The sequence below is a fragment of the Cellulosimicrobium funkei genome (assembly GCF_004519295.1).
Classification (GTDB): domain Bacteria; phylum Actinomycetota; class Actinomycetes; order Actinomycetales; family Cellulomonadaceae; genus Cellulosimicrobium; species Cellulosimicrobium funkei.
This window is the reverse complement of record NZ_SOZH01000012.1, coordinates 40918-66052: the sequence shown is the minus strand read 5'-3', so window position 1 is coordinate 66052 and position 25135 is coordinate 40918. Positions and strand designations below refer to the sequence as shown.

At 70.9% G+C, this 25135-nt stretch carries 34 protein-coding genes; 17 read left to right on the top strand and 17 right to left on the bottom strand.

The window, feature by feature from the left end; genetic code table 11:
- Position 1: 1 nt before the first annotated feature.
- From E1O70_RS18410 to E1O70_RS18385, 6 genes are all read right to left on the bottom strand, one after another.
- Entirely contained in the window at positions 2-730 is a 729-nt protein-coding gene (locus E1O70_RS18410; RefSeq protein WP_240696763.1) for a cytochrome c biogenesis CcdA family protein, read from the bottom strand.
- Entirely contained in the window at positions 727-1383 is a 657-nt protein-coding gene (locus tag E1O70_RS18405; RefSeq protein ID WP_061269132.1) for a DsbA family protein, read from the bottom strand. Before E1O70_RS18405 ends, E1O70_RS18410 begins: the two co-directional genes overlap by 4 nt.
- Complete coding sequence (locus E1O70_RS18400; RefSeq protein WP_061269131.1) at positions 1380-1640, bottom strand: hypothetical protein; 261 nt, start codon at positions 1638-1640, stop codon at positions 1380-1382. Before E1O70_RS18400 ends, E1O70_RS18405 begins: the two co-directional genes overlap by 4 nt.
- Entirely contained in the window at positions 1637-2734 is a 1098-nt protein-coding gene (locus E1O70_RS18395; RefSeq protein ID WP_082774786.1) for a flavin-containing monooxygenase, read from the bottom strand. The genes E1O70_RS18400 and E1O70_RS18395 overlap by 4 nt, the downstream gene beginning before the upstream one ends.
- A complete protein-coding gene (ccsB, locus tag E1O70_RS18390; RefSeq protein WP_061269130.1) occupies positions 2731-3645 on the bottom strand; it encodes a c-type cytochrome biogenesis protein CcsB in 915 nt (304 codons plus the stop codon). The genes E1O70_RS18395 and ccsB overlap by 4 nt, the downstream gene beginning before the upstream one ends.
- Positions 3646-3841: 196 nt before the next feature.
- Positions 3842-4234 (bottom strand): hypothetical protein, encoded by a 393-nt coding sequence (locus tag E1O70_RS18385; RefSeq protein ID WP_061269129.1) that lies wholly within the window; start codon positions 4232-4234, stop codon positions 3842-3844.
- Between the two features lie 104 nt (positions 4235-4338).
- Between E1O70_RS18385 and E1O70_RS18380 the strand changes: the two genes are divergently transcribed.
- Positions 4339-5304, top strand: a complete 966-nt coding sequence (locus tag E1O70_RS18380) for a cytochrome c oxidase assembly protein (RefSeq protein ID WP_061269128.1) — start codon at positions 4339-4341, stop codon at positions 5302-5304.
- Positions 5305-5328: 24 nt separating this feature from the next.
- Here the strand turns inward: E1O70_RS18380 and E1O70_RS18375 are convergent, their stop codons facing one another.
- From E1O70_RS18375 to E1O70_RS20530, 3 genes are all read right to left on the bottom strand, one after another.
- Positions 5329-6270 (bottom strand): cation diffusion facilitator family transporter, encoded by a 942-nt coding sequence (locus tag E1O70_RS18375; RefSeq protein WP_061269127.1) that lies wholly within the window; start codon positions 6268-6270, stop codon positions 5329-5331.
- Complete coding sequence (locus E1O70_RS18370) at positions 6270-6653, bottom strand: ArsR/SmtB family transcription factor (protein ID WP_061269126.1); 384 nt, start codon at positions 6651-6653, stop codon at positions 6270-6272. Before E1O70_RS18370 ends, E1O70_RS18375 begins: the two co-directional genes overlap by 1 nt.
- Positions 6654-6873: 220 nt before the next feature.
- Entirely contained in the window at positions 6874-7095 is a 222-nt protein-coding gene (locus E1O70_RS20530; RefSeq protein ID WP_061269125.1) for a DUF2188 domain-containing protein, read from the bottom strand.
- Between the two features lie 88 nt (positions 7096-7183).
- On the opposite strand from E1O70_RS20530, the gene E1O70_RS18355 reads away from it, so the two are divergent.
- On the top strand, positions 7184-7885 hold the full coding sequence (locus E1O70_RS18355) for a hypothetical protein (RefSeq protein ID WP_240696762.1): 702 nt from the start codon (positions 7184-7186) through the stop codon (positions 7883-7885).
- 10 nt (positions 7886-7895) lie between these two features.
- On the opposite strand, the gene E1O70_RS18350 is transcribed toward E1O70_RS18355, so the two are convergent.
- Complete coding sequence (locus E1O70_RS18350; RefSeq protein ID WP_061269123.1) at positions 7896-8609, bottom strand: hypothetical protein; 714 nt, start codon at positions 8607-8609, stop codon at positions 7896-7898.
- 50 nt (positions 8610-8659) lie between these two features.
- Between E1O70_RS18350 and E1O70_RS18345 the strand changes: the two genes are divergently transcribed.
- The 13 genes from E1O70_RS18345 to E1O70_RS18295 all read left to right on the top strand — a co-directional run bounded on the left by E1O70_RS18345 (position 8660) and on the right by E1O70_RS18295 (position 18672).
- Entirely contained in the window at positions 8660-8953 is a 294-nt protein-coding gene (locus E1O70_RS18345) for a hypothetical protein (RefSeq protein WP_128957763.1), read from the top strand.
- 111 nt (positions 8954-9064) lie between these two features.
- Positions 9065-10459: a PIN-like domain-containing protein gene (locus E1O70_RS18340; RefSeq protein ID WP_128957764.1), complete on the top strand. Its 1395-nt coding sequence runs from the start codon at positions 9065-9067 to the stop codon at positions 10457-10459.
- Between the two features lie 381 nt (positions 10460-10840).
- Positions 10841-12046, top strand: coding sequence for a vWA domain-containing protein (locus tag E1O70_RS18335; RefSeq protein WP_061269120.1), 1206 nt, complete (start codon positions 10841-10843; stop codon positions 12044-12046).
- A gap of 93 nt (positions 12047-12139) precedes the next feature.
- A complete protein-coding gene (locus E1O70_RS18330; RefSeq protein ID WP_128957765.1) occupies positions 12140-12412 on the top strand; it encodes a hypothetical protein in 273 nt (90 codons plus the stop codon).
- A 65-nt stretch (positions 12413-12477) separates the two neighbouring features.
- The gene (locus E1O70_RS18325; protein ID WP_061269119.1) at positions 12478-12852 is read left to right on the top strand and encodes a hypothetical protein; all 375 of its coding nucleotides are present in this window, start codon (positions 12478-12480) and stop codon (positions 12850-12852) included.
- Complete coding sequence (locus E1O70_RS20000) at positions 12852-13028, top strand: hypothetical protein (protein ID WP_157464320.1); 177 nt, start codon at positions 12852-12854, stop codon at positions 13026-13028. Before E1O70_RS18325 ends, E1O70_RS20000 begins: the two co-directional genes overlap by 1 nt.
- A 98-nt stretch (positions 13029-13126) precedes the next feature.
- Positions 13127-13297 carry a hypothetical protein gene (locus E1O70_RS19995; RefSeq protein WP_157464319.1) on the top strand — a complete coding sequence of 57 codons (171 nt, stop codon included), beginning with the start codon at positions 13127-13129 and terminating at the stop codon, positions 13295-13297.
- Positions 13294-14454, top strand: coding sequence for a hypothetical protein (locus E1O70_RS18320; protein WP_061269118.1), 1161 nt, complete (start codon positions 13294-13296; stop codon positions 14452-14454). Before E1O70_RS19995 ends, E1O70_RS18320 begins: the two co-directional genes overlap by 4 nt.
- A 122-nt stretch (positions 14455-14576) precedes the next feature.
- Positions 14577-15794, top strand: coding sequence for an AAA family ATPase (locus E1O70_RS18315; protein ID WP_061269117.1), 1218 nt, complete (start codon positions 14577-14579; stop codon positions 15792-15794).
- On the top strand, positions 15791-16168 hold the full coding sequence (locus E1O70_RS18310; protein ID WP_061269116.1) for a hypothetical protein: 378 nt from the start codon (positions 15791-15793) through the stop codon (positions 16166-16168). The genes E1O70_RS18315 and E1O70_RS18310 overlap by 4 nt, the downstream gene beginning before the upstream one ends.
- A 270-nt stretch (positions 16169-16438) precedes the next feature.
- On the top strand, positions 16439-17530 hold the full coding sequence (locus tag E1O70_RS18305) for a helicase associated domain-containing protein (protein WP_061269115.1): 1092 nt from the start codon (positions 16439-16441) through the stop codon (positions 17528-17530).
- A gap of 12 nt (positions 17531-17542) precedes the next feature.
- Positions 17543-18016, top strand: a complete 474-nt coding sequence (locus E1O70_RS18300; protein ID WP_061269114.1) for a hypothetical protein — start codon at positions 17543-17545, stop codon at positions 18014-18016.
- Positions 18013-18672, top strand: a complete 660-nt coding sequence (locus tag E1O70_RS18295) for a hypothetical protein (protein WP_061269113.1) — start codon at positions 18013-18015, stop codon at positions 18670-18672. The genes E1O70_RS18300 and E1O70_RS18295 overlap by 4 nt, the downstream gene beginning before the upstream one ends.
- Positions 18673-18678: 6 nt before the next feature.
- On the opposite strand, the gene E1O70_RS18290 is transcribed toward E1O70_RS18295, so the two are convergent.
- Positions 18679-19248, bottom strand: coding sequence for a hypothetical protein (locus E1O70_RS18290; protein WP_128957766.1), 570 nt, complete (start codon positions 19246-19248; stop codon positions 18679-18681).
- Between the two features lie 52 nt (positions 19249-19300).
- Here E1O70_RS18290 and E1O70_RS18285 point away from each other — a divergent pair, with 52 nt between their 5' ends.
- A complete protein-coding gene (locus tag E1O70_RS18285; RefSeq protein ID WP_128957767.1) occupies positions 19301-19480 on the top strand; it encodes a hypothetical protein in 180 nt (59 codons plus the stop codon).
- A gap of 40 nt (positions 19481-19520) precedes the next feature.
- A complete protein-coding gene (locus tag E1O70_RS18280; protein WP_128957768.1) occupies positions 19521-19892 on the top strand; it encodes a hypothetical protein in 372 nt (123 codons plus the stop codon).
- 133 nt (positions 19893-20025) lie between these two features.
- Here E1O70_RS18280 and E1O70_RS18275 read toward each other — a convergent pair whose 3' ends face one another.
- From E1O70_RS18275 to E1O70_RS18250, 6 genes are all read right to left on the bottom strand, one after another.
- Positions 20026-20316 (bottom strand): hypothetical protein, encoded by a 291-nt coding sequence (locus E1O70_RS18275; protein WP_061269110.1) that lies wholly within the window; start codon positions 20314-20316, stop codon positions 20026-20028.
- A 72-nt stretch (positions 20317-20388) separates the two neighbouring features.
- Positions 20389-21051, bottom strand: a complete 663-nt coding sequence (locus tag E1O70_RS18270; RefSeq protein ID WP_240696761.1) for an HNH endonuclease family protein — start codon at positions 21049-21051, stop codon at positions 20389-20391.
- Positions 21052-21136: 85 nt separating this feature from the next.
- Entirely contained in the window at positions 21137-21517 is a 381-nt protein-coding gene (locus E1O70_RS18265) for a hypothetical protein (protein ID WP_061269108.1), read from the bottom strand.
- Between the two features lie 305 nt (positions 21518-21822).
- On the bottom strand, positions 21823-22086 hold the full coding sequence (gene nrdH, locus E1O70_RS18260) for a glutaredoxin-like protein NrdH (RefSeq protein WP_061269107.1): 264 nt from the start codon (positions 22084-22086) through the stop codon (positions 21823-21825).
- Entirely contained in the window at positions 22083-22625 is a 543-nt protein-coding gene (locus E1O70_RS18255; RefSeq protein ID WP_240696767.1) for a WhiB family transcriptional regulator, read from the bottom strand. The genes nrdH and E1O70_RS18255 overlap by 4 nt, the downstream gene beginning before the upstream one ends.
- 55 nt (positions 22626-22680) lie before the next feature.
- Positions 22681-24414 (bottom strand): FtsK/SpoIIIE domain-containing protein, encoded by a 1734-nt coding sequence (locus tag E1O70_RS18250; protein WP_061269105.1) that lies wholly within the window; start codon positions 24412-24414, stop codon positions 22681-22683.
- Positions 24415-25135 lie beyond the last annotated feature (721 nt).

Below are 25135 nucleotides of genomic sequence, written 5' to 3'. Positions count from 1 at the left end.
GCTAGATCGGGGTCACGAAGCCCCCGACCCAGCCCTGCATCGTCGTCATCAACGCGGTCCACAGCCCTGTGACCATCGAGATCCCGATGAGCACGAGGATGAAGCCACCGGCGACGTTGATGGCGCGCAGGTGCTGGCGTAAGAACGTCATCGACCGCTGGGCCCAGCCGAGCCCCCACGCGACGAGCACGAAGGGCACACCCAGGCCCAGGCAGTACGCCAGGGCCAACAGCGCCCCACGCCCGGCCGTGCCGGCGTCCACGCTCAGCGCCGAGATAGCTACGAGCGTAGGGCCCAGGCACGGCGTCCATCCCAGCCCGAACACCAACCCGAGCACGGGCGCCCCGGCGATCCCCACACGCGGCGTCCAGGACGGGCGCACCACCCGTTGCAGGGGCCCGACCTGCCCGACGAACACCAGCCCCATGACGACCACCAGGGCACCCAGAACCCGGATCAGCATGTCCTGGCGTTGCACCAGCCACGACCCCAACGCTCCGAAGAGAGCACCGTAGGCGACGAACACGACGGTGAACCCTGCGATGAACAACCCCACCCCGAGCAGCAGGCGACGACGAGTGGTCTCCCGCCCCAGACCCCCGACGTAGCCGAGATAGCCCGGCACCAGCGGCAGGATGCACGGCGAGGCGAAGGACACCAGCCCGGCGAGCATCGCGAGCGGAACAGCGAGCAGCAGGTCGCCGGAGAAGACGGTCTCGGTGATGCTCACTGCGCGAGAGCAGCCTCGACGGCTCGGGTGAGGTCGCCCGGGTTCTCGACGCTGACCTTCTCGCCGTCAAGGAAGAACGTCGGTGTGCCGCCCACGCCCAGGGCCCGCCCCTCGTCGAAATCACGCTGCACCCGTGCTGCGACCTTCGGGTCGGCGACGTCGGCGTCGTACTGCGCCATGTCCAGGCCCATTTCCTCGGCGAACCCGCGGAACACGTGCGCCTTGGAGTCGCGAGCCTCGCCCCAATCAGCCTGGGTGGCGTACATCTGCTGGTACATCGCCTCGAGCTCGCCCTGCCGTGCTGCGGCCTCGACCGCGATAGCCGCGTTGTTCGCGTTGGCGTGGGAGGGGATGGGGAAGTAGCGGATCACGAGGGTGAGCTCGTCGCTGTACTGCTCGCGCAACTGTTCGACAGTCGGATAGTAGGCGCGGCACACCTCGCACTCGAAGTCGAGAAACTCCACGAGGACGGCCTTCTCGTCGGGTGCCTGATTGATGACGTGGCTGTCCTCGCGCACGACCTGCGGATCGCCGCTCTGCGCTGAGGCGTCGGCGTCGTCGGTTCCCGATGACAGGATGAACCAGACCAGGATCGCGAGCAGGCCGGCGACGCCGAGCAGGAGGACGGACTGGAGGATGCGGCGGGTGGTCATGAGGTTCCTCGGTGGTCGTGGGCGTGCGGGTTGTTTGGTGGGTCGACGACGTCCTGGGATGTGACGTCGGATGCGGCCGAGGGCGGGTAGCCCGGGCTCGGGTCGGTCTCAGCGACTTGTTGGCGGTCGAGCTCGGCCAAGGCTCTGCGCTCGTTGCGGTCGGCGTGCACGATGGCGCGCATCGCGAGCCAGAAGAGCAGGCCGACGCCGATGGAGGGCACGATGCCGGCGATGATCGCGGTCCAGGGGATGTTCATGAGTCGCTTCGTCTCGTACTGGTTGCGGTCGTGCTCCGCGGTGGGCAGCTGGTCAGGAAGCGGACCATCCGCTGGGCATCGTCTGTGACGAACCCCAGGAGGGACGACCCGCGTGTGCGTTGCCGCGGCCTTCCGATGACATGAAGCCCGGGGATGCGGGTGCGGTGCTCGTCGTGCAGGAGGGTCTTGTCCGCGCCCAGGGCGCCGGGGATCGTGATCCAGGCATCGTCCGGCCGGTACCCGGTGGCCCACACGATCGTGTGCGGCTCCCAGGTCGCGTCATCGGCGAACGTCACTGCGGTGCCGGTGACAGCGCTCACGCGCCCGCGCAGCACGATCCCGGCGGAACGCAGGTCGGACTCGCTGATCCCGATCACCGGGTCGGTGGTGGGCAAGCGCCGGCCGATCGGGCCGTCGGCCGAGGCCCGCATGATGGCGGTACGGGTCATCCACCAGAACAGGTCTCGGCCCGCGATGACCTGTCGCACGCTGCGCAGGCGCCCGCCGCACGCGAGGTGGACCTCACGCCCGGCGCGGGCGAGCTCGAGCGCGATCTGCACGCCGGAGTTCCCTGCCCCCACGACCAGCACCCGCCCGCCCGGAGTGGCGGCGGGAGTGCGGTAGTCGTCCGAGTGCAGCTGGACGAGTCCCGGGTCTGCTCCTCGCGCGGCGTCGGGGATCCACGGCTTCTGGTAGGCGCCGGTGGCGACGACGACCTGTGCGGCGACGATCACGCCCGCGGGTCCGGAGGCGATGAATGCGCCCGCGCGGTCCGTCTCGAGCTGCTCGACACGGAAGCTGTGCCGAACGCGCAGCTGGTGGTGGGCTGCGTAGGCGGCCAGGTACCGTGCGACCTCGTTCTTCGTGGGGAAGTAGTCCGGTGGCCATGGGGACGCGAAGTCGGGCAGGGTGGCGTACCGGGCCGGGGTCACCAGCCGAAGAGAATCCCAGCGTCGCGCCCAGGACTCTCCGGCACGACGTTGGTCGTCCACGACGACGTAGTCCGTCCCCGCTTGGGCGAGCAGGGCAGCGGTCACGAGCCCCGCCTGGCCGCCGCCGATGACGACGACCTGGTGTTGCGTGGTGGTGTTCATCCGGCTGTCAGCCCGGAGTAGGAGTGCTTGCCGTTGATGAGGAGGTTGACCACCGTGAAGTTGAAGATCACGCAGGCGAACCCGACCAGCACGAGCCACGCGGCGCGCCGGCCCGTCCATCCGCGCGTGGTGCGCGCGTGCAGGTAGGCGGCGTAGACGATCCAGATGATGAAGGTCCACACCTCCTTGGGGTCCCACCCCCAATAGCGACCCCAGGCGCTTTCGGCCCAGATCGCCCCGCCGATCAGGGTGAACGTCCAGGCGACGAAGCCGACGGCGTTGAGCCGAAACGCCATGGACTCCAGCTCGTTCGGGGCCGGCATCACCTCGAGCCAGCGCCACCACCGTCGCCCGAGCACGACGCCGCCGTCCTCGCGGTGGTCACGTAGCAGCTGCAAGGCGGAAAGGATGCATGCGACCGTGAAGATGCCGGTTGCGCCGATCGCGACACCGACATGGATCACCAGCCAGTACGACTGCAGGGCGGGGAACAGCCCTGTCGCGGGGGTGTAGAAGGCGTTCAGCGCCAGCACCAGGAACAGCGCGGCCGTGCCGGCGATGAACGCGCCGGCGAACCGCAGGTCCCGGCGCAGGTTGAGCAGGACGAACGCGACCAGGGCCGCGAACGTTCCCACGAGCGTGAACTCGTACATGTTCGCCCACGGTGTCCTGCCGGCAGCGAGGCCACGCAGCACGATCGCCGCGGCCAGCAGCCCTGTGGCGAGCCACGTCGTCGCCATCGCAATTCCGGCTGCACGTCGTGGGACCAGGACATCGGTCGCGTCAGCAGGAGCAGGGTGGACGCGTCGTTCGGCGTGCTGGGCGAGGTCGAGGGCGAAGGCGATCAGGGCGATCACCAGTGCTGTTGCGCTCGACCACACCAACAGCACGCTCAGGTTGGAGAGCTCCATCGGGATCCTCGAAGGGGTACGCCACGGGTGCAGGGCACAGGGGGCGGCACGGCTCGCTCCACGCCACGTTCCGGCGCCGATCCGGCGCGGGAGACGCTCTCGAGCAGTTGTACGAGAGCGACGGTGGCTAGAGCTGGCAGTGCAGTTTCGGCCAGGGGCTGCGGTGGTGAGGGAACAATCCCTCGCCGGCGGACGACTATGTCCGGCACACGCCCCAGGTCAGCGGCTTCGATGAGGGCAAAATCATGCCTACAAAGATCGGGATCGGTCGCCCACGCTGGAGACGTCTGGGCACGAGCCGATGCAGCAGTGAACCGCGAGCGAGCAGGACGACGGCGAGCACGATCAGGGCGCACAGGCACAGCAAGGTCAGGGCGTCGATGTGTCCCGGGTCTTGCCGGTCGGTCGGTTGCGCCGCGTCTTGGAGGGCGGGATCTGCCTGGACGAAGGATGCGACGTGCGCGGCCGCGGCCGGCGTCTCGGACTCGATCACGGTCGTACCGAGCAGCCCGGCGAGCGCGAGCAGCACGACGACCAGCACAGCGCGCAGGGCGGCTGCGCCGACGCGGTGACGAGTCGCGGTGACCATGGCGTGCCCGATGATAGAGGTTCATGCTGGATGCTTCCGGAACGGGGTGTACAGACGGTTCTGTTACGGTCCGGGCGATCATTCGCGCAGTGAAGGGGTAGGGCGTGTCCGGGTTCGTGGCCACGGAGTTCGAGGGTCCGGTGTGGTTGCCGACCGAGCCCCCGTCGTGGGAGACGTTCCTTGCACCGACCCTGCAGCCCATCCCGGTGATCCCTGTCATCGCGCTGATCGCGGCCGGGCTCTACCTCACAGGAGCGGTACGTGTCTGGGCCTCCGGGCGGCGCTGGTCGCCCTGGGCGACGCTGTCGTTCCTGACTGGGTGCGCCGTCCTCGTCGTCGTGATGGGCGCCGGTGTCGAGGGCTACGGCCTCGAGATGTACTCGGTGTTCATGTTTCAGCAGCTCACCCTCATGATGGCAGTCCCGCCTCTGCTCGTGCTCGGCCGCCCGGGCACGCTGCTGCTGCGCGCCACCCCGCACAACCGGATCGGTCGCCACGTGCTCGGTGCTGCTCGTTGGGGCCTGCGCTCCTGGCCGGGACGGGTGTTGCTCCACCCGGCACTGATGATCCCGCTGTTCCTCCTGTGCTTCTACGCCCTGTATCTGAGCCCGCTCGCCGGGGACCTGCTGCAGAGCTGGGGCGGGCACCTGTCGCTCGAACTACTCTTCCTCGTCGCGGGCTTGTTGTTCACCGTCCCGGTACTCTCCCGCGACCCGCTCCCCCGCCCCCAGGGCCACCTCGGGCGGGCGGCCGACATGTTCATCGAGATGCCGACGCACGCGTTCTTCGGCGTCATCGTCATGATGGCGAGCGCACCCCTCGTCTCAGCCTTTACCCATCCCCCGCAGTCATGGGGAGTCGACGTGCTCGCCGACCAGGGCACGGCGGGCGCGCTCGCCTGGTCCTACGGCGAGCTGCCCTCGCTGATCATGCTGCTCATCATCTTCGTGCGCTGGAACAAGGACGAGACCCGGCGCACCCGTGCCGCTGACACGCGCATCGACCAGTACGGCGACCCCGACCTGGACGCCTACAACGACTACCTACGCCGCCTCAACGACGCCCGCTGATCCCGCAACCTTGTACGACGTCGGTCATGCGTGTCGCGAGCCGGCCGGCTCATGCTCGCGCAGCGCCTCGGTCTCGAGCTGGAACGTCGAGTGCTCCAACGAGACCGGGAAGTGCTCCGCCACACACTCACGGATGTCATGCAAGATCGCAGGGGCGTGCCCGTCGGTGAAGCATCCGTCGTCCACGACCACGTGCGCGGAGATCGTCGGCAACCCGGTCGCCACGGTCGAGGCGTGCAAGTCGTGCACGTCACGCACATGGGGAAGCCCCAGGATGTGGGCACGCACCTGGTCCAGATCTAGCCCCTTGGGCGTGAACTCCATCAGCACCCCTGTCGTCTCACGCATGATCGTGACCGCCCGGGGCACGATCAGAGCAGCGATGAACAGACCCGCGATCGCGTCCGCGCGCTGAAAGCCCGTCGTCGCGATCACGATCGCCGCCACGATCACCCCGAGCGAGCCGAGAGCATCGTTGAGGACCTCGAGGAACGCAGCGCGCATGTTGAAGTTCGCACCCCGACTCGAGGACAGGATCACGATCCCCGTGATGTTGGCGACCAGGCCGATGACGCCGAAGGCAAGAAGTTCCGACGAGGCAACCTCCGGGGGCTCTACCAGCCGCCGCACACCCTCGATAGCGGCATAGACGCCAACGACGATCAGCAACGTCGCCTGAGCGAGCGCGGCGATGACCTCGATCCGCCGAAAACCCCAGGTGCGGTGCTTATTCGCGGGCTTGAGCATCAAGGTCGCCGCGATCAACGCCACCAGCAAGCCCGTCGCGTCCGTCAGCGCATGCGCGGTATCCGTCAACAGCGCCAGACTACCGGTGACCCACGACCCGATCGCCTGCGCCACCACAACCGTCGCCGTCAACCCGAACACGACGGCGAGCCGGCGCCGAAGAGATCGGCTACTGCCCGACCCCGGCTCGCTCACGCCGTGGCTGTGCCCAGCACCCATCAGGACTCACCCCCCGCATTGGCCATCGGGTGCACCAAGTGCGAGCACAGCCTCACCTGTTCCCCCGTGGCACCGAGCAGGCGCTCCGCCCCCGAGAACAAGCCCGCCAAGAGGTCAGGCTCGGACAGCGAGAACCACGATGCCCGACCCTCCACACGGACCGCGACCAGCCCGCACTCGCGCAAGCACGCCAGATGCTTGCTCACCGTCGACTGCGCAAGCCCCATGTGCTCCACAAGATCACGCACGCGATGCTCGCCGACCGCCAGGTGCTGCACGATCGCCAACCTCGTGGGCTCCGACAACGCGTGGAACAGCTCCGCGTACACAGCAGTAGCCGCAACGTCGAGCTCACGATCCACCGAGACACCTATGATCGCCATATAGCGATGTTATCGCCGTATGACGATCTAGTCGAGCCGGTGCGGCGGTTCGCGGAACGCCGTCGTTCGGTGCCGCGCGGGTGACTGGAGTTCAGTGAAGGTACCCGTCCCACTTCGGCTCGTAGCGACACCCGCCCTCGAGCGCGCCCGGCGCGGGGATCTGCTCGACCGCGCGCGCGAGGGCGACGTCGTACGGCATCGCCGTCGCCCGCGGCACGGGTCAGCCCGGCACGTTGCGCGGGTCGTTGCCGTAGCTGTTCTTCTCGGCGATCGTCCCGTCGAGATTCTTGATGACGTGCTCGGCCTTCTCCCGCTGGGCGACCGTGCGACCTTCGGCGATCGCCTCGTCCTTGGTCGCATGGCTCGACAGCGCCGTGCGCTCACCCTCGCGCCGCACGTGCCACTGGTCGTCCTGGTGGTACGTCTCGATCGTCACCGCCACCGCGTGCTCCTCTCGTCCGGATGAGTCCACGGTGTGCCGCAGTCGCGATCCACGCACGCTGGTCCCCTCAGGCAGGTAGGTTCTGCGCGTGGACCGAACCGGGCGACCGACCGTGGAAGTCGATGATCCGACGACGTGGCCGCCGGACGTGCGCCGCGCCGTAGCTGACGCAGCGAGCCTGATCCGCGAGCCCGATAACACCACTGATCTTGAGCCCGGGGACGAAGCCCGCCAGAGCATCGCTGAGGCGCTCGACGGCTGCAGGGTTCTCGTCCACCACGCAACACGGCTCCTGCCCCACGAGGTCGCGATGATCTGGGACCACGGGTTACGGGCGCTCGACGACGAGCTCATCCGCGACAAGCTCGACGCCGGCGTGGAGAACGGGTTTCTAGACGCGCGCGAGCGCGACGAGCTGTGGGCACAGCGCGCACCTCTGGACGGCACGACCGGGGACCGAAGAGGCATGGTGTGGGCGATCAGCAACCGCGCGGACGTCACCGAGCAGAATCCCGGCGCTCGCCCGCTCCTGCAGAACTGGGGCGGAGAGGCGACCTACTGGCGGCACGAACGGACACAGCGCCTGCGTGGACTCGGCGACGCCATGGTCGTCTCGTTCACAGTCGAGGCCGTCGACGACCGGTCGCAACGTTGGTACCCGCGGCTCGCGAACGCCTTCCTCGGAACGCATCTGATGCTTCCCGAATCGTCGAGCGAGGTGTGCGTCCGACACTCGATCGATCCTGACGCCATCGTCGAGATCGCGATCGCGGGGGCGCGCTCGTCGTAGGGCCGAGCGCTCAGCCGACAAGTCGCAGCGGTCCGCGCCGTGCCGGTGGAGCAGCAGGTCGCGCGTGTCCCGCGACCGAGTCGACGAGCGGTCCCGCGGGCATGGGGAGCGTGACCGTCCAGCGATCTGTGACCCCGCGCGCCGTGCGCGCGACATCGAGCTCGCAGCGCCGCAGGTAGCCGCCACCACCGTCGACGCCGGACCACCGGTGCTCGACGACATCGAGGCGCACCGCGGCCTGCTCCCACGGGCTCACACTCACGAGCCCCGAGCCGCGCTCGCGTGCACGGGCGAGCAGCCGCCGGCGCTCGGACGCCGTGAGCCGGGCGTCCGGCCCGACGACGACGTACGTCATGCCGTCAATCAGAGCGGCAACGACGCCAGCAGGATCGTCCCCGGCGCGAGGCACGAGCGCGACGCGCTCGAGCGCCACGCCGGCGTCGGCGGCCGCGAGCATCCCGAGGCCGGGCGCTCCCACCACGGCGAGCCAGTCCAAGGTGCCCTGCGACGTCGCGAGCAGCGCGAGCAGGAGCGACGCCGAGCCCGTCACGACGCTGGCCGCGCCGCGCGGCAGTCGCCCTTCGTCGAGGATCGCGCCGAGCGGCCGCGGCGCGTCGTCGAGGTCGATGACGCCCGGCGTCGAAGCGCGCACGCCCGTGCGCAGCTCGGCGCGACGCAGGGTCGCGCGAGCCACCTCGAGCGGGTCGAGCGCAGTCGCCGTCACCCGTCCAGGCTACGTCGTTGTTAGAACTGGTGTTCGAATACGATTGTGTCGTGGGTACTCGTCGACGCCCGCCTCCGGGCGGCTGGCCGTCCGGCATCGAGACGGTCCCGATGCGCGACCACGCCGAGGAGGCGCCCGAGCTCGCGCGCCGCGGCGTGGCGATCGTGCGCCCGGCCGAGGGCATCCCGGTGCGCGCGTGGATCACGCAGCGCCAGAGCGGTGAGGCCCGCGTCGACGGCGAGGCCGTCGCATGGGCCGGCCGCCAGGTCCACGTCCGATACATCTCGCGCGAGGGACGCGAGGGGTGGGTGTGGCTCTGGGCCGACGCCGTCGAACGTCGCTGAGCCCAGACGCGACGAGCCCCGACCGCCAAGGGGGGTGCGGTCGGGGCTTCGTGTGTGCGCGAACGTACCCGACCCCACTGACAGCGAGCGCCGAGGGCGTAGCGTGTGCGCGTGCGATCCCAGTTCAGCCACCACTACGAGCGGCCCGACGACGGCGAAGTCGACGGTGCGCTCGTCAACGCGACGGTCGTGCTGGACACGAATGTGCTCCTCGGCCTGTACCGCGCCTCCCCCGATTTGCGCACGAAACGGCTCGAGGTGTTCAAGACCATCGGCGAGCGCCTGTTCCTCCCCTACCAGGTGGGCGTCGAGTTCCACCGCAACCGTCCAGTCGTTGCCGCGGGGATCAGCGACGCCTACGCAGCCCTCCGCACGGCCACGACGACTCTCCACAAGGCCGTGAAGTCCTTCGGGGGCGACGGGCGCTACGACGAGACCTCCGCGGCCGTGAGGGCGCTCGTGGACCCTCTGCTCGGGCAGATCGTCGACGGCCTCGCCGCGCTTGAGGAGGACGATCCGCACCGCATCGACCTGGCCGACGACCCGATCCTCAACCAGCTCGAAGCCCTACTTGAGGGCCACGTTGGACAGCCACCGCGAGCGAAGAACTTGGCAGCACGCGTTCGGGACTTCACCTCGATCCGCGTCCCTCTGAGGCTTCCGCCCGGGTACGACGACGCGCACAAGGCCGCCGCCAGCGGTGCCGCCGCGGCAGCCGGCGATTACCTGCTCTGGTGCGAAGTTCTCGCCCATGCCCGCAAGCACGAGACCGACGTCGTGCTCGTCACCGACGACGCGAAAGGCGACTGGTGGCAGGCCGGAGGCGCTGGCATGCCGACCGTCCCCCACCCTCTCCTCGTCTCGGAGTTCCGACGCGAGACCGGGCACGAGTACTACCAGCTCGACTCGCGCGAGCTCCTGAAGCGAGCACCTGCGCTCGACATCAGCGTTTCCACGGAGAACCTGGAGGAAGAGGACGAGCTCGCGCGCGCGACGGCCGAGGCCGAGAGCATCGTCGAGCGAATCGCAGCCTTCCAGGGACACGGGATGCTGAGCGCTACCGCCACTCCCGTCGAGTCCGAGCTCGGGCGTCTCGCCCGAGCAGGCTGGAGGGCCGATCCTGGCGAGCGGGAGCGCCTCGAAGAGTCCGGGCGCCTCTGGTGGGGCGCGAGGGAGGGGTTGTTGGGCAGCCGTCTCGTCAGTTCGCTGCTCACGGCAGGAGCGGGCGAGCGCGCAGCTCTCAGTGCGCTCGAGGAGGCTCGGCGCCGCGACGACCTCGCCAGCTCACTCGTCGGAGATGGCCAGTCGCGCGGAGCGTTCGCGACGATCGAAGCTGCACGACGCGGCATGGCGGGCCTGAGCACATACGAGGTGGAACGGATCATGCAGGCTTCGAAGGACTGGACTAGTAGCCAGGGTCGCGAGCGCCTCGACCAGGCAGCGCGCGACATCGAGCGAGTGACGGACGAACTCGACGCCGATCAGCGCCACCTCCCCCAGAGCTGAACGCGCAGCAGATCACCACGACGTTTTCGAGGGGCAGGCACCTCCCGACAGCAGACGACGTGCCGGCTCGGGAACTGTCGCGGGTTGGTGAACCGGGCGACGACGCGCGGTCCACAAGGACACGCGACGAGCACGGCACGCATCGCCGCGGACAGGGCATGGCGCGAGAGCTTCGGCCGGTGCCGTCGAGTGGCGCCGGGCCACAGACGAGCCCCGACCACCAGGGGGACGCGGTCGGGGCTTCGTGTGCGCGAGCGCACGAGACCCACTGACACGACGCCGCCAGGGACCGCGCTGCGAGCCCGCCGCGGGCCGCGCCTGGAGTGTGGGTGGCTGGAGGTATTCTGATCTTGTCAGCAAACAAGACAGGAGGCGTCATCGATGAACGCACCCACCATCCGGCCCCTGACCTCCGACGAAACGCGCGCACTCACCGCGGCCCGGCTCGTCGCCCTCGAGCACGTGCCCTACTTCGCAGCCGCGCTGTTCGCGGTGCGACCCGTCGCTGCCGAGGGCCTCGGGACCTTCGCTGTCGATGGGCAGTGGCGGCTGTACATCGACCCGCAGACCCTGCGCGAGTGGGGACCGCAGCTGAGCGGCGGCGTGCTCGCGCACGAAGTGTCGCACCTGCTGCGCGACCACGCCGGTCGCGCCCAGGCGCGCGGCGCGCAGCGCGACCACGTGCGCTGGAACTATGCGACCGACGCCGCGATCAACGACGACCTCGTGGCTGCACGCATCCCGCTTCCGGAGGGGGCCGTCACGCCCGAGGCGCTCGGGCTGAGCCCGAACGGCATCGAGGAGGCGTACTACGCGGCGATCGCACCCCAGGACCCCGAGGACGAGGGTGGCTGCGGCTCGGGCGCCGGAGACCCCTCGCCGTCGTGGGAGCTAGACGGCGCAGCGCCCGCTGCGCCCGGCCTGAGTCCGGCCCGAGCGGCGATCACGCGCAAGCGCGTGGCCCAGCAGGTGCTCGACGCCTCATCGAAGGGCCGCGGCACCGTCCCCGCGGGCCTGCGCCGCTGGGCAGACGACGCGCTCTCACCAAGGCCGCTGCCATGGAAGCAGGTCCTCTCGGGAATCGTGCGTCGCGCGGCGGCGCTCACCAGCGGTCGCGTCACGTACACCTACTCCCGCCCGGGACGGCGCCACCTGCCCGGAATCGTGACCCCGGCGCTGCGCGCACCGCGCGTGCAGGTCGGGGTCGTCGTCGACACGTCCGGAAGCATGAGGCCGGACGACCTCGGCGCGGCGATCAACGAGGTCTCGGGGATCGTCAAGGCCGTCGGCGGCGGCGTGCAGGTCATCACGTGCGACGCGGAGGCTGGTGCGGCCCAACTCGTGCGCAGCGCACGCGACCTCAACCTCACCGGAGGCGGCGGGACGGACATGCGCGTCGGGATCGCCGCCGCCGAGGCGCTTCGCGAGCGGCCAGACGTGGTCGTCGTCCTCACCGACGGCATGACGCCGTGGCCCGACCGGCCCACGCGAGCGCGACTGATCGTGGTGGTGATCGGCGGCTACAGCACCGCCAACGTGCCCGCATGGGCGACGCCACTCGCCGTGCCCACCCTCACAGCCGCCTGACACGCGAGTGCGCGACGGCGCGTCGCCGTTGCGCACTCGCCACTTGGGGTCTAGTCTGATTTTGTCAGCAAACAAGACTCCAAGGGAGCACCCATGGCAACCCGACGAGCACGAGACGCGGCACCCGAGCGCCGCGACTGGAGCGACGCGGTCCACACGATCGCCCAACCCCTGCCGCTCACCCGGCACCGGGTCGTGCGCCACCACAAGATCCACGGAGCCCCGTGGCCGGCGCACCTCATCGAAGACCCGCGCACCGCACGCGTCACCCTCTACATCGAGGGCCGCAAAGTCTCGGACTACGCCGACGTCGACGCCGCGATGGCCGACGTCCTCGCCCGCGCGACCACCGCGCACACCCACTGACCGCCGCCGGGCGGCGTGACCCGCCTCCGCCGCCCGGCGAGCCCTCACCTCGATCGGAGCCCGTCATGTTCCGCACCGCCCACACCCGCGCCGCCAGCCACCTGAGCAAGGCGCTCAAGCACCTCCACCGCGCCAGCGAGCTCACCGCGAGCGACCCGCACCCCCACTGGATGATCAGCGAGCTCCTCACCCTCGACACGCTGCAGCACCTGCCCGGGAACCGGAGCCTCACCACCGACGCGACCCACGCGACCGCCGTCGTCCTCGCCGCCGCCCCCAGCCCCGTCCTCGGGGATCCCGCTGGCGGGATGTACGAGCGCCACGAGGACGAGGTGCTGGCGATCGCGGAAGCGGTCGGGGTCGTCCACGACCACCGCCGGCGCACCGCCGCCGGGAGGGCCGTCGTCGTTCCGCTGCGGCCTCGAGGGCAGGAGGGGTGATGAGCACCGCGCCCGTCGTCGCAGCCCTTTTGGCGGCGGTGCTCACCCTCGGACTCGTCAGCTCGCGAGCGGTCGTGGGCGACGCCGCCACCGCCGCCTGGACGCGGCTGACCATCGCGCTCGCGATCCTCCTGGTCGTCGCAGTCGGCACCGTCGGCGCTGTCGCGATCTCCTGAACCATCGGGACCCCGCCTCGCCGCGGGGTCCCGATGCGCGCGCCCATGTGGGTGGCTGGTTCTAGACTGGACATGTAAGCAACCAAGGAGGCCTGTCCATGACGAACCCACCACCGACCACCGGACTCGACGAGTACACCGAGCAGATCGCCACCAGCGTCGGGCGCGACGCCACCGAACTCGTCACCAGCGTCGAGCATGACGCCGCCAGCGAAGGCCTGGCCGCGCTCCGCGCCGGCTACACCCTGGCAGCGGCGGTGGGCCGATGAGCGCGACTCTCTTCGACCTCGGCATGCGCCTGCGCGCCGCGCACGAGCAGCACCCGGTCGCGCGCACACACCACAGCCTGGCGCTCCCCCCGAACGGAGCCCTGGCGGTCATGACCACCCGCGAGGACGGCGAGCTCACGGTGTCCGCGAGCGACGGTGACCACGAGGCCTCCCACGCCGGGGAGGACGCGCTCGAGGCGCTCGACGAGTTCGCGGTCTCGGTCGATGGCGCGCACAGGACACTGGTGGTCGCGGATCACGGCACGCTGCGCGACCTGCTCAGCCTGGCGCTGCGAGCACCCGAGCGGCCGTGCGCACCGGTCATCGCCTGGTGGGACCAGCGCGCCGACCACCCGGGGTCCGGCGCGGTGCACATGTGCATCGCGGCGGCGCGCGCACGGTTCGCCCTCGGCACGTCCCCGGAGGCCGAGCGGGACCTCGGGACGTGGCTGCGCTGGTTCGGCATCGACGACGCGGGGCCCAGTGCGCTGCTCCAGCTTGCCCGCGCCACGGCTGTCGGCCCGGTCCTGCCGGGCCTGCTGGACTGCGCCGGGGCGGACTCGCGGTCGTGGGACGCGTTCGCCAAGCGGCTGCGCAAGGGGCAGGACTGGCGACGACCCGACTCTCGAACCGACGCGGCCCTCGGCCTCGCGACGCGCAGCGACGCGGCCGAGCTGTTCGACTCCCTGCTCCTGGGTGATCCCCTCGCCGCCGTCGCCGCATCGTTCGCCGGGTCCGTGGTGTGCGGCACGGTGACCTCCGCGACGAAGGGACGCTTCACGGTCCGGGCGGACCGCCCGGTCTCACGCCTGCGCCCGGGAGCCCGGGTCGCCGGGTGGGAGGGCGAAGCCTGCGACGTCCAGGACAGTGAGACCCGTCTGCGAGACGGTGAGATCGAGGCCGCGGTCATGGGCACGGACGCCGCGCTCGACATCGCGGTGCGCGACGCGGTGTTCCGCCCCTCGCCGCTCGGGGTCGGGGACCGGGTGAGTCTGCGGGCACGGCCCGTCGATCCGTTCCAGCAGCAGCGCGCGCGCCGGAACCTCTCCCAGCGCCACCGCACGGCGGGGAACTGGCTCGCCGGACGCGGCACGCCGACGCCGCGGCGCGGGTACGTCCCGCTGGACGTCGTCCTCGCCGCCGCCGACGAGTCCTGAACCCTCCCGGTCGGGTGCCGTCAGCACTGGACGGCGGCACCCGGCGGGTGTAGAATGATTTTATGAGGACAGCGAGAGGCATGGTGACGGCCGAGGCGCCGCCGCGGGCAAACCCTCCTCGGGTGCCCGCCGCGCACGTGGCGAACCCGACGCTCGCCCGAGCCCTGTTCGCCATGATGGCCGGCGACCGGGCGGTCGTGGTCGACTCCCCGCCCGGAGCCGGCAAGACCCACCTCATCACGAACCTCGCCCAGCAGCTGCACGACCGCGCCGGGATGACCGTGGCGATCGCGGCGCAGACCCGCGCGCAGGCCCTCGACGTCGCCAACCGCACCGCCGAGACAGGGGCCGCGGTGTCGCTCCTGGTCAAGCACAAGTCCGTCCGCCCGCCGGGGCTGTCCCCCGACGTCACCCTCGTCTCCCAGGGCCGGCTGCGCCCGGGCCTCGGGATCGTCGTTGCGACCACCGCGCGGTGGCTGTGGACGCCGACGCACACGTTCCGGACCGACGCGCTCCTCGTCGACGAGGCCTACCAGCTGACCTACGCCGACCTCGGCGGGCTCGGGACGCTCGCCGACCAGGTCACCCTCGTAGGCGACCCCGGCCAGATCGACCCGGTGGTGACAGGCGAGACCCGACGCTGGGACGGCTGGGCCGCCGGGCCGCACCAGCCCGCGCCCAGCGCCCTGCTCGCCAGCGATAGCGACGGGCACGTGACGTCGCTCCGGCTTCCCAAGACCTGGCGGCTCGGCCCGGCCACGACCGACCTGATCCGGCCGCTGTACTCGATCCCGTTCGAGTCAGCGCGCCCGCCCAGCCACATCGAGGACTCCACCGGGCCGCTGCCGGAGTACTGGGTCCAGCACGTCACCGTCACCGGCGGCCAGGCCGACCCGGCGATCGCCCTCGCCGCCGCGACCCGGGTACGGGCCCTGCTCGCGTCCGGCAGCGTGCACACCCTCGACGGTGCGCGCCCCCTGACCGCGCGCGACGTTGCAGTGGTCGCCCCGCACGTGGAGCAGACCACCATGCTGGCCGCGGCGCTGGCCGACCAGCCCGACGTCTTCGTCGGCACGATCAACCAGGCCCAGGGCCTGGAGCGACACGCCGTTGTCGCGGTGCACCCGCTCGCCGGCTACGCCACGGTGTCGCCGTTCGCGACGGACCTCGGGCGCACCTGTGTCGCGCTCTCGCGCCACCGCTCCCACCTGACGGTCGTCGCTGACGACCGCACCTCTGCCGTTCTCGCCCGCACGCTGCGCGACCACCCCGAGGACACTGCGACGCGAACCCAACAGCACCTGCTCGACACCCTCACCAACCAAGGAGCCCGACCGTGACCTCCATCCTCGCCACGCTCACCGTGAGCACGGCCGCCGAGCGCGATGTGCTGCCTGCCGGCACCGTGGTGCGCTCGGCCTCAGGGACCATCGCCGGGCGCTTCGACGCCACCGTCGGCGTCGTCCTGGGCGATGAGCGGCCGTTCCCGTGGACCAACCTCGAGCTGCCCCTGACGATCCTCCATCACCCCGAGCTGGACGTCCCGGAGATCACCCGTGCCGCTCGAGCAGCGACGGCGAGCAGCGCCGTGCGCGCAGCGGCCGACCGCGTCGCCGCGTGGCCCGACGACGCCGCGGTCCCCGTCGGCGCGGTGCGCGCCCTCCTCGAGGAGTTCGCCGACGACCTCGAGCGGGAAGGGGCCGGACGTGACTGACCCGGCGCGGCAGAGCACCCGGGCTCCCCGCCGCACGACATCTACCCACCGCCGCCCCACCCAGCCGCGCGACGTCCCCACCGGCGTCTTCCTCACGGCAGATCGAGTCGAGGAGCCTACATTGCCCACCCCTACGCACCGCACCTACCGTGAACTTGTCCGGGCCGGCGATGGCAGGTACACCCGCACAAGCGGTTTGCTCGAGGTTGATAGCTCCCCGCAGTCCCCTCACGCCGGCCCGGACATCACCCCCACCCACGGAGCGCACGCATGAGCGCCGCGCGCGTCCCCTCCATGCCCGGGGACTGGGACCTCTTCCTTCGCGAGCTCGACTGGTGGGTCGCCGAGCACGGCAACGCCCGAGTACCCCAGCACGCCACCAGCCGCCCCGTCGACGGGAAGCCCTACCCGCTCGGACGACACGTCTCCAAGCTCCGCGTGAGGAAGGCGATGGACGGGCTCGACCCCGAGCTCGCCGCCCAGCTCGAGTCCCGGACCGGATGGGCCTGGGACGCCGCCAGCGCCCAGTGGCAGGAGAAGGCCGCCCAGCTGCGCGCCTACTTCGACGAGCACGGCAGCCTCGACGGGCTCACCGCCAACCAGCGCGCCGTCGGAGCGTGGCTGGTCCGCCAGCGCGCCCGGGTCGACGAGCTCACCGACGCCCAGCAGCAGGCGCTCCGGGCGATCCCGGGCGCGCTCGAGGACCGCAAGAGCATGGTCGACCCCTTCGTCGATCGAGTGCACACCTGGCTCGCCGCTCATCCCGGGGCGACCGCGGCCGACATCGCGGTGAAGACCACGCTCACCCTCGCCGACGGGACCGAGGTCGCTCTCGGCAAGCAGGCCTCGAACTACCGCACGCGCTACGCCGCCGGCAAGCTCGACGACGCGTCCGCACGCAAGATCGAGTCCCTGCCTGGCTGGACGTGGGGACCGCGCACGGACCTGTGGTGGCAGCGCCTGGGCGAGCTGCGCGCGCACCACCGCGCACATCGCTCCCTTGCCGGCCTGTCCGCGGCGAACCCCACGCTGCAGACGTGGCTGCGTCAGCAGCCCTCGCGCGCGCTGACCCCCGAACGAGCCGTGGCCCTCGCGCAGGTGCCGGGCGCTCTGCCCACCGTGTCGAAGACCGAGGAGATCGTCCTGGCCGCGCGTGCCTGGCTCGGTCAGGACACCTCCCGCACCCTGTCGAGCGTGACGACCCGGACCAAGCTCGAGCTGCCCGACGGGACGACCGTCCCGCTCGGGCGCCGTCTCGCCGAGCTGCGGCGCGCGCACGCCGCCGGCGAGCTCTCCCCCACCGACATCGAGACCGTAGCGACGCTGCCCGGCTGGACCTGGCAGCGCGGCGCGCACGCCTGAGCGGAGACCAAGATGGACGCGGACCTGCGAACCCTGGACGTGCTCGCGACCGCCGTCGCCAGCGGCAAGCTCGCCGACGCGCACGCGACCGAGTTGCTGCACGCCCTCACGCGCCCGCTCATGCGCGACGCGATCCTCGCCGCGGCGGTTGGCCGCCTCGACGACGCCCGTGCCCTGGCCTCAGGGCGCCGCGTCGACGCGCGGTGGCTGACGGCAGGCCCCCTCGATCCCTCGGCGATCGAGGCTGCACGTCCGGTCGTCGCCCAGCTGGAGGCAGCCGCGCTCGGAGCCGGCGAGCAGTACCAGTGGCCCGTCACCACCATCCTCGGGTACCTCGACTGGGCGACGGGGCGAACGCTGGCCGCCGCGACCCGACTGCGGCGCGTGCCGCCGTCGTACGCGATGGCCACCATGCTCAAGGAGGCGATCGCGCACCCGTTCATCCCGGCACCGCGGCTGCTTGCCCTCGTCGGGAGCCCGCGATGAACCCCGAGCAGTGGACCCCCGACCTCGTGCGCGAGCTGCTGACCGTGGTGTACGGGGGCACGCGTGACGAGGACGGGCGCTGGCACCCCGACATCGCGCAGGTCGCCCGCCGCCGCCGGGTCGCGCGGTCCACGGTCCGGCGCTGGATCTCCGGCACCCAACTGGCGATGCCGCCGGCGCGCCTCGAGCCGATCCTGCGACGTCGACGCCCGCTCCGGCGAGTGCTCCACCAGGAGGAGCTGCAGCACCGGCGGAACCTGAAGCTTCTCGAGCGGGCCGCGCTCGGCCGCGGTCGCGGGAACCTGCAGGAGTACGCGGGGCGCGGCTGGCTCGACCAGCACCTCGTCCTCGTCCTCGAAGACCCCGAGCGCCCGCTCCGCCGGATCGCGATCGTGCGCGACCAGCGCCGGGCACGTCAGGACGCCGCTCGTGGAGCACGCATCGTCGACGTGACGCTGGCCGACACGAAGTTCGCGGCTGAGGAGGTCCGCCACGAGATCCTCACCGCGGTCGAACCGTGGCGCGTCGTCGTCCCCCCGCCCGGCAAGCGGGGTCCTGGCACAGAGCGGCGCGGCCGCGGGCACACCCAGACATGGCTCGCGTCCGCTCCCATGCCTCCGACGCCGTTGCAGGTGCGGACACGACCGGACGCCTGAGCGCCGCTACTCCGCTGCCGACCTGATCGCCGCAGCGAGCTCGCCGTACGGCGTCGGGCCGCCACTCTGTGCCTGGACCCAGGCCAGCGACATCCCGGCGCCATCGCGATCCACCACGACCTGGCGGGGCAGCACGTAGAACGCCCACTGGGCGACGTCCAGGACGTCGTACGTGTCGTGCTCACGTGCGGTGTGCACGCACAGCACGTAGACGTCCGCGTTCCAGCCCGGCTTCCCAGCAGCGCCCGTCGAGTGGTCCCACGGGGCAGCAGGCTTGACCTTGAACGGCGTGAGCTGCACGCGCTTCTGCGCCCATGCCTGCAGGTACCCGCGAACCTTCACCTCGACACGCACCCCGTCCGGGGTCAACACGTCGTAGGCGTCCCACTCGACCCGGTTCCTCGTCGCTCCGACGGCGCGGGCCACAAGGAACTCGGCGAGGTAGCCACGCACGTTGTTCATGCGCAGGTCGCTCATCGCGAACCGCCAGAAGTCCAGCACGCTCGCGTCCACGCCCGCGAACTGTTCCGATCCGTCGAGCGCGATCGGGTCGGGCACCACCGTCATCTCGTCCACAGCGGACATCCAACCGCGCCGGGCCCACAGCGCCGTCGCTACGCTCGGCGCCATGGCGAACGACGACGTGGTCACCCCTGCCGACCTCGAGCGAGTGCTCGGCGTGCCCGCCAAGCAGATCCGCGATCTCCTGCGCGCCGAGTACGGCCGGCTCGCCGAGCAAGGCGAGACGCGCTGGGAGCTCACCGACGAGCAGGTCGCGCACGTGCGCCGCGCCCTCGGCCGTGGCTGACCGGGCTCTCACACCGCGTGAGCTCGCGCTCGAGCTCGACGTGTCGGCATCCATCGTGCGCCGGTGGCTGCGGACCAACGCCGTCCGCGGGAACACCGTCTGGCGCATCGACGAACAGACGGCCGCCGCCGCACGCACCCACTTCGCCGCCACCGCGGCCCGGCGACTTGCCCAGCGGCAGAAGTGCTCCGTCGAGGGGTGCGAGCGCACCGCGGTCGGCCGCGACCTGTGCCACATGCACTACCAGCGCCGCTGGCGCACCGGCTCGACCGACGGTGTCGAGCGCGGAGCTCACCAGAAGGCCAAGACGCACTGCCCCGCCGGGCACCCGTACGACGAAGCGAACACGCTGGTCTACTCCGACGGACGGCGTCGGTGCCGCACGTGCCGCCGCACAAGGCGCGCCAGCTAGACCTGACGGACGCCGACCGCATCTCGGGAGTCCGAGCCGTAGGGCGAAGAAGAGGCCCCCGACACCGTGTGGTGTCGGGGGCCTCTCCTCGCGGCGCCAAGGAGGGGGGCGGAGCGCCGCGAGCTGGGGGCGGCTATGCCTGGGCGCGGGGTGCGCGAAGGTGCCGCACGAGGGACCGGGCGCGGGTCGCGGCCCATGCGAGGAGGCCGAGGACGATCGCTCCCACGAGCGCGAGCCTCGGCAGATCGAGGCCGGCGCCCTCGGCTCCTGGGAGGGTCAGGACGACGCTCGTTGTCACGATGAGGTGGTGCTCGATGAGCCACTGCCCTGCGGCGGCCCAGATCTGGTCCCACTTCGCGACGACGACGCCGATCGCGATCGTGACTCCGACGAGCACCCAGATGTCGTCGTTCCTACGGTCCACTGTCCGTCCTTCCTCTGCGTGAAGTGCTCTCCTACCACCACCAACGGGCCAAGAAGAGGTGCGTGTGACACGTCAGCACCGATCGAGCACCCGCTCGATCGCCTGACGTTCGGCCGCCGTGACCGCGAGCCCGTAGGTCGCCTTCACGTTCACCTGCGCCGCGACGTACTGGCACCGGTACGCACGTGCCGGCGGGAGCCAGGTCGCGGCGTCGCCGGCACCCTTCGCGGCGTTCGTCGGACCGTCGACCGCCAGCAGGTTGTCCGGGTCGTTCGCGAACTGCACCCTGGTCTGCGGGTCCCAGCCCTGGGCTCCCTTCTGCCAGGCATCAGCGAGTGCGACGACGTGGTCGATCTGCACGTGCGCCGAGGTCGACTCGCCGCGCTGGAACGCGATCTCGCCCCCCGTGTAGGGGTCGAGGAGCGTTCCGGAGAGCACGACGCACTCGTGGGTTCCGGGCTTGTGCTCGACGTCGACAAGGTCGCGGTTCAGCACGTCGTTGCGGGTGTCGCACCCGTTGCGGTCGATGTCGGCCCAGGCCGTTCCGAACTGCTCGCGTGCGTAGCCGGTCAACGGGGCGCGCCCTGCGGTGCGCAACGCCGCCAGCTGGGTCCGTGCGCTCGAGACATCGACCGGGGTCGCCTCTGCGGCCACCGTCGTCGGTCCGGGGTTCGAGGCTTCATGCGCGGAGCCGTGGACGAACGCTGCGGCGGCGAGTGCAGCGGCGGCGAGCACGACAGGTGCGCGCCACCTCCGCTGCGTCATCGGGCCCGGCCCGGGCGGGACGCGGGCGCGGGCGCGGGCGCGGGGACGAGGCTGCTCATCGAGAGACGCGCTTCGTGATCGAGCGGACGTTGACCACGCGCCGGCGCGAGAGCTCCCACTCGCCCGATCGCAGGGCCGGGATGATCTGCTCGCTGCCGGTGCCGTCTGCCTCGATGCTCCAGCCGCCCCCGAGGGTGTTGAGCGAGGATCGGACGATCCCGTTGCCCGCACCGTTGTACGTGTAGTCCTGCCATCCCGTCAGGTCGACGACGGTGTACAGCAGGTCGCCCTTCGGCGCGAACGGCTGCTGGCGGGTGGCCACGATGTAGCGGTCGTCGCGGTCGCGCACGGTCCACCACGGACGGTCGGGGTCGAACCGGATCTGATCGCCGACCTTGACGTCCTCGGCGGTCTGCGGTGCTGCGGTGGTGCTCATCTCTCTCCTTCGGGTGTTCGGTCGTTGTCGAATCTCGCGGCGCCCCGGACCGGCACGCCCGTCCCTTGGCGTGATTCCTCACGGTCGCGGGCCGTTGGCTCAGAGGTCTTCGCGCTCCCCGGCTGCGGCCCGCTGCCGGTCGTAGACCGGCGTCACCGCGGGTCGGGCCTCCACGCGGCACAGTGCGCATCTGTGGGGTCGGGGGTCGCCGTGAGTGCAGCTGCGGTGGGCGGGACGCGGGTTGGCGGCGGCCAGCTGACCCAGGAGACGCGCGCGCTCCTGCAGCGTGACCACGGTCGTGGCACTCATCGAGGGCGACCCTCGCGGCTCGCCGTCGTGCCCAGCGAATCCGCGAGGGCGGAGATCTGATCAGGCCTGAATCCGCTCCAGGACTCGTCCCCGGCGACGACGACCGGGGCCTGGAGGTACCCGAGCGCGCGCACGAACTCAAGCGCCTCGGTGTCCTGGCTGATGTCCACGACGGAGTACTCGATGCCCTTCTTGTCCAGGGCCCGGTACGTCGCGTCGCACTGCACGCACGCCGGCTTGCTGTAGACCGTGATGCTCATGCTGCTGTCCTCTCGTCGTTGTCTCGCAGGGCGTGGTACAGATCGAGCCGGTTGGCCCGCATCAGACGCATGTGGAAGGTGTCGAGCTGGGTCGGGGCATAGCCGGTCTGGGCGAGCGCCTCGGCCATCCCTGCACCACAGATGACGAGCTCGCTGACCGCCGCGACGAACCGCTCGCGCACGCCCCCCTTGCTCGGCGTAGTGGCTGCGGCAGCGATGCGCTCTCGATATGCCGCGGTGAGTCCGGCGCGCATTCCGACGCGCTCGGTGCTCGGTGCGGACTCGAGCGACTCCGCGTCGAGGAGGCATGACGCCGCGACAGGGCAGAGCGCGCAGACGTCGCGTTGGGCTGTGACGGTCGCCGGCGCGGGTTTCGAGTTCGCGTAGAAGCGCTCGTCGCCGAGGCATCTCGCTTCCCAGCGCCACCCTCGTGCGATGCGGCGACGCGACGGCTCCCCCAGCAGGAGTTCGCGTAAGACGATGGCCCGCGTGGTCTTGCTCAGCGTTCGGGCCCCGTGGTGCCGCCCGGGGTTCTTCATCACGCGGCGACCTCCTCACCGGTGTCCCGGCTCGGCGCCGCGATCGTCGGGGTGCTCACTGGGCGAAGACCTCCTCCTCGATGTCGGCGAGAGGGCGGCGCACGACGAGGGCGTCGTCGACGCTCAGCGCGAGGTCTCCGCTGCCGTCCTCGTCGTCGCGCCAGGCGATGCTGACGAGGTCGTCGTCGACCTCGACCGCCTCGACCACGGCCCACAGCCCGAGCGAGTCGTCGTAGAGCACGAGGTCGCCGATCTCGACGTGCTCGGCCGCGGCGGTCTGCTCCTCGGCGTACCCCTCGTACTCGTCGGCGAGGTCCTCCACGACGTCGTCGACGACGTCGGACGTGCCGAAGTTCGCGCGCGGCACGGGGTCGCCGCCGCCCGCGGGCGGCGAGAGTCGGCGAGTGGCTGTGACGGTCGTGGCCGGCATCAGCTGCGCCTCGAGGATCCGGGCCCACTCCCCCAGTTCGTCGCCGTCGATGGTTCGCTCGTCGCCGAGCTCGACTGCGCACGCGACGTGCGAGACCGTCTCCGGCCGCAGCGGCTCGAGGAGGGCGAGAGCGGCCTCGTCCTGGTCGAGCTCGGCCCAGTGCGGGTCCGGGGTCCACAGCACCTGGACCTCGCCGGGAGTTCCGTCCTCGAGCACACCCGTGCCGCGGCCCTTGACCTTGCGCGGGATCGCAACGCCGACGGCGGTCGACTCCCACATCATCTGGGCGCCCTGCGGTGACAGCGGCCCGAGCGCGAGACGACCCTCGAAGTTGTCGCGGGTCGAGCCGCCGAAGAAGTCCGCGTCAGGACGTTGCGTCCCGATGATCAGGTGCACGCCGGCCGAGCGCCCCATCTCCGCGATGGAGTCCACCCACTCGAAGACCGGGCAGCGCGAGGGCATGCCCTTCTCCTTGGTCGCAGACTTCAGGGCAGCCCACCAGGCGGTCACCTGTCGGTGGAAGTTGCGGTACTCGTCGAGGACCAGGACGACGGGGTCGAAGTCTGATGGGCGTGCGGTGCCGCGGGTGACCGCGTCGTAACGCTGCATCATGACGTCGTGCGTGTCCTTGATCGTCGCGACCATCTCCGCGGGAGTCGTCGCGACGATCTCGACGTTCGGCCACGTCCTCATCCCGAGGAACTCGATCCGCTTCGGGTCGCAGATCCGCACCTTGAAGCCTCGCCGGGCCGCCTCCATCCCGATGCCGTTGATCGCGACCGTCTTGCCGCGGCCCGTCTTGCCGACGATGACCATGTGGGGCGTCATGGACAGGTCCCACACCACGGGGCGGTTGTCCTCGTCGATCGCGAGCGGGAGGCGGCGGCGGTTCTCCTTCGTCAGCGGCTCAGCGATGTGCGGGACGCTCGTCGGCATGACCGGGCGGCGCTCGATGCGCACCGTGCCCTGGGTCAGTTCCCAGTGCAGGCGCCAGCGACCCTCGACCAGAGCGTTGACCTTGTTGTCGAACGCGCGGCGCACCCGCGCTTCTGCTGCCCGATGCCCGAGCCCGTGCATCACGTCGAGCGCGTGCAGCTCGTTGTCCTTGCCGAGCTCGACGGACACCTGGGCGCGCTCGCCGAGGATGTCGCGCACGACGTTCTTGGCCGCCTGCACCTGCGGGTCGGTGCTCGCGGCGATCTCAGCGGGCGACGCCGTGAGCACCACGCGGCAGTGCCGCTGGTCGCGCTTGTTGACGGCCATCGTGAACTCGAGGCCCAGACGGCGCTCGACGGTCTTGCGCACCCTGTTCTGCCACTCCGCGGCGCTCTCGTCGACGACCGGTGCATGGGAGATCACGAGTCGAGTCGGGATGCCGGTCCACCAGCTGCTCCAGCGTGAGGCCCGGATCGCGGACGGTGCCGGGCCCCCGAAGCCCTGGAGCGGGGCGAGTGCCTGAGCGAGTTGATCGACGACCGCGGCACGGCATCGGGACCTCGCACCGATGACCGCGGTCCCGGTCGCCGCCGCGACGCCGCCGGCGAGCAGCGGTGTTGCCCACACCTCATGACCGGTCAGCGGCGCGATCCCGTAGCCCCCGACCCCGACCGCCAGCACACCGAGGGTGCGCGATGTCCAGGAGATCGGCCTCTCCCCCACACCCCGGCCCGCACGGTCCCTCGCCTGACCAGATCCCACAGCACGTCCTCCCTCTTCCGTCCACGACTGCCTCACCCACACCAACGGGGCGAGCGCGCGCCCGTGTGACAGCACGGACAGCCCGGGCTGTAGTGGACGGCTCGTGAGCGAAGGCGCTTCCGCGCACCGAGCGGGGTCCGCGGCCCCGTGACGGAGGACAGCTCACGAGGTCGATCACCAGCGATCCCGGTGTAGCGGCCGGCTCTGCCACAAGAGCCTTGCCCGCGAGCCATCGCGTTCTTGCGATGTTGTTGCCGCCCTACATTGACCCTCGGGCTACGCTCGCGATGACCGAACGGAGTTCGCAGCTGAGCGAGCGGTACCCCGCGGATCACCGCAGATCAGACCGTTGCCCGAGGTTCACCGGCAGCGAGGTCCTCAC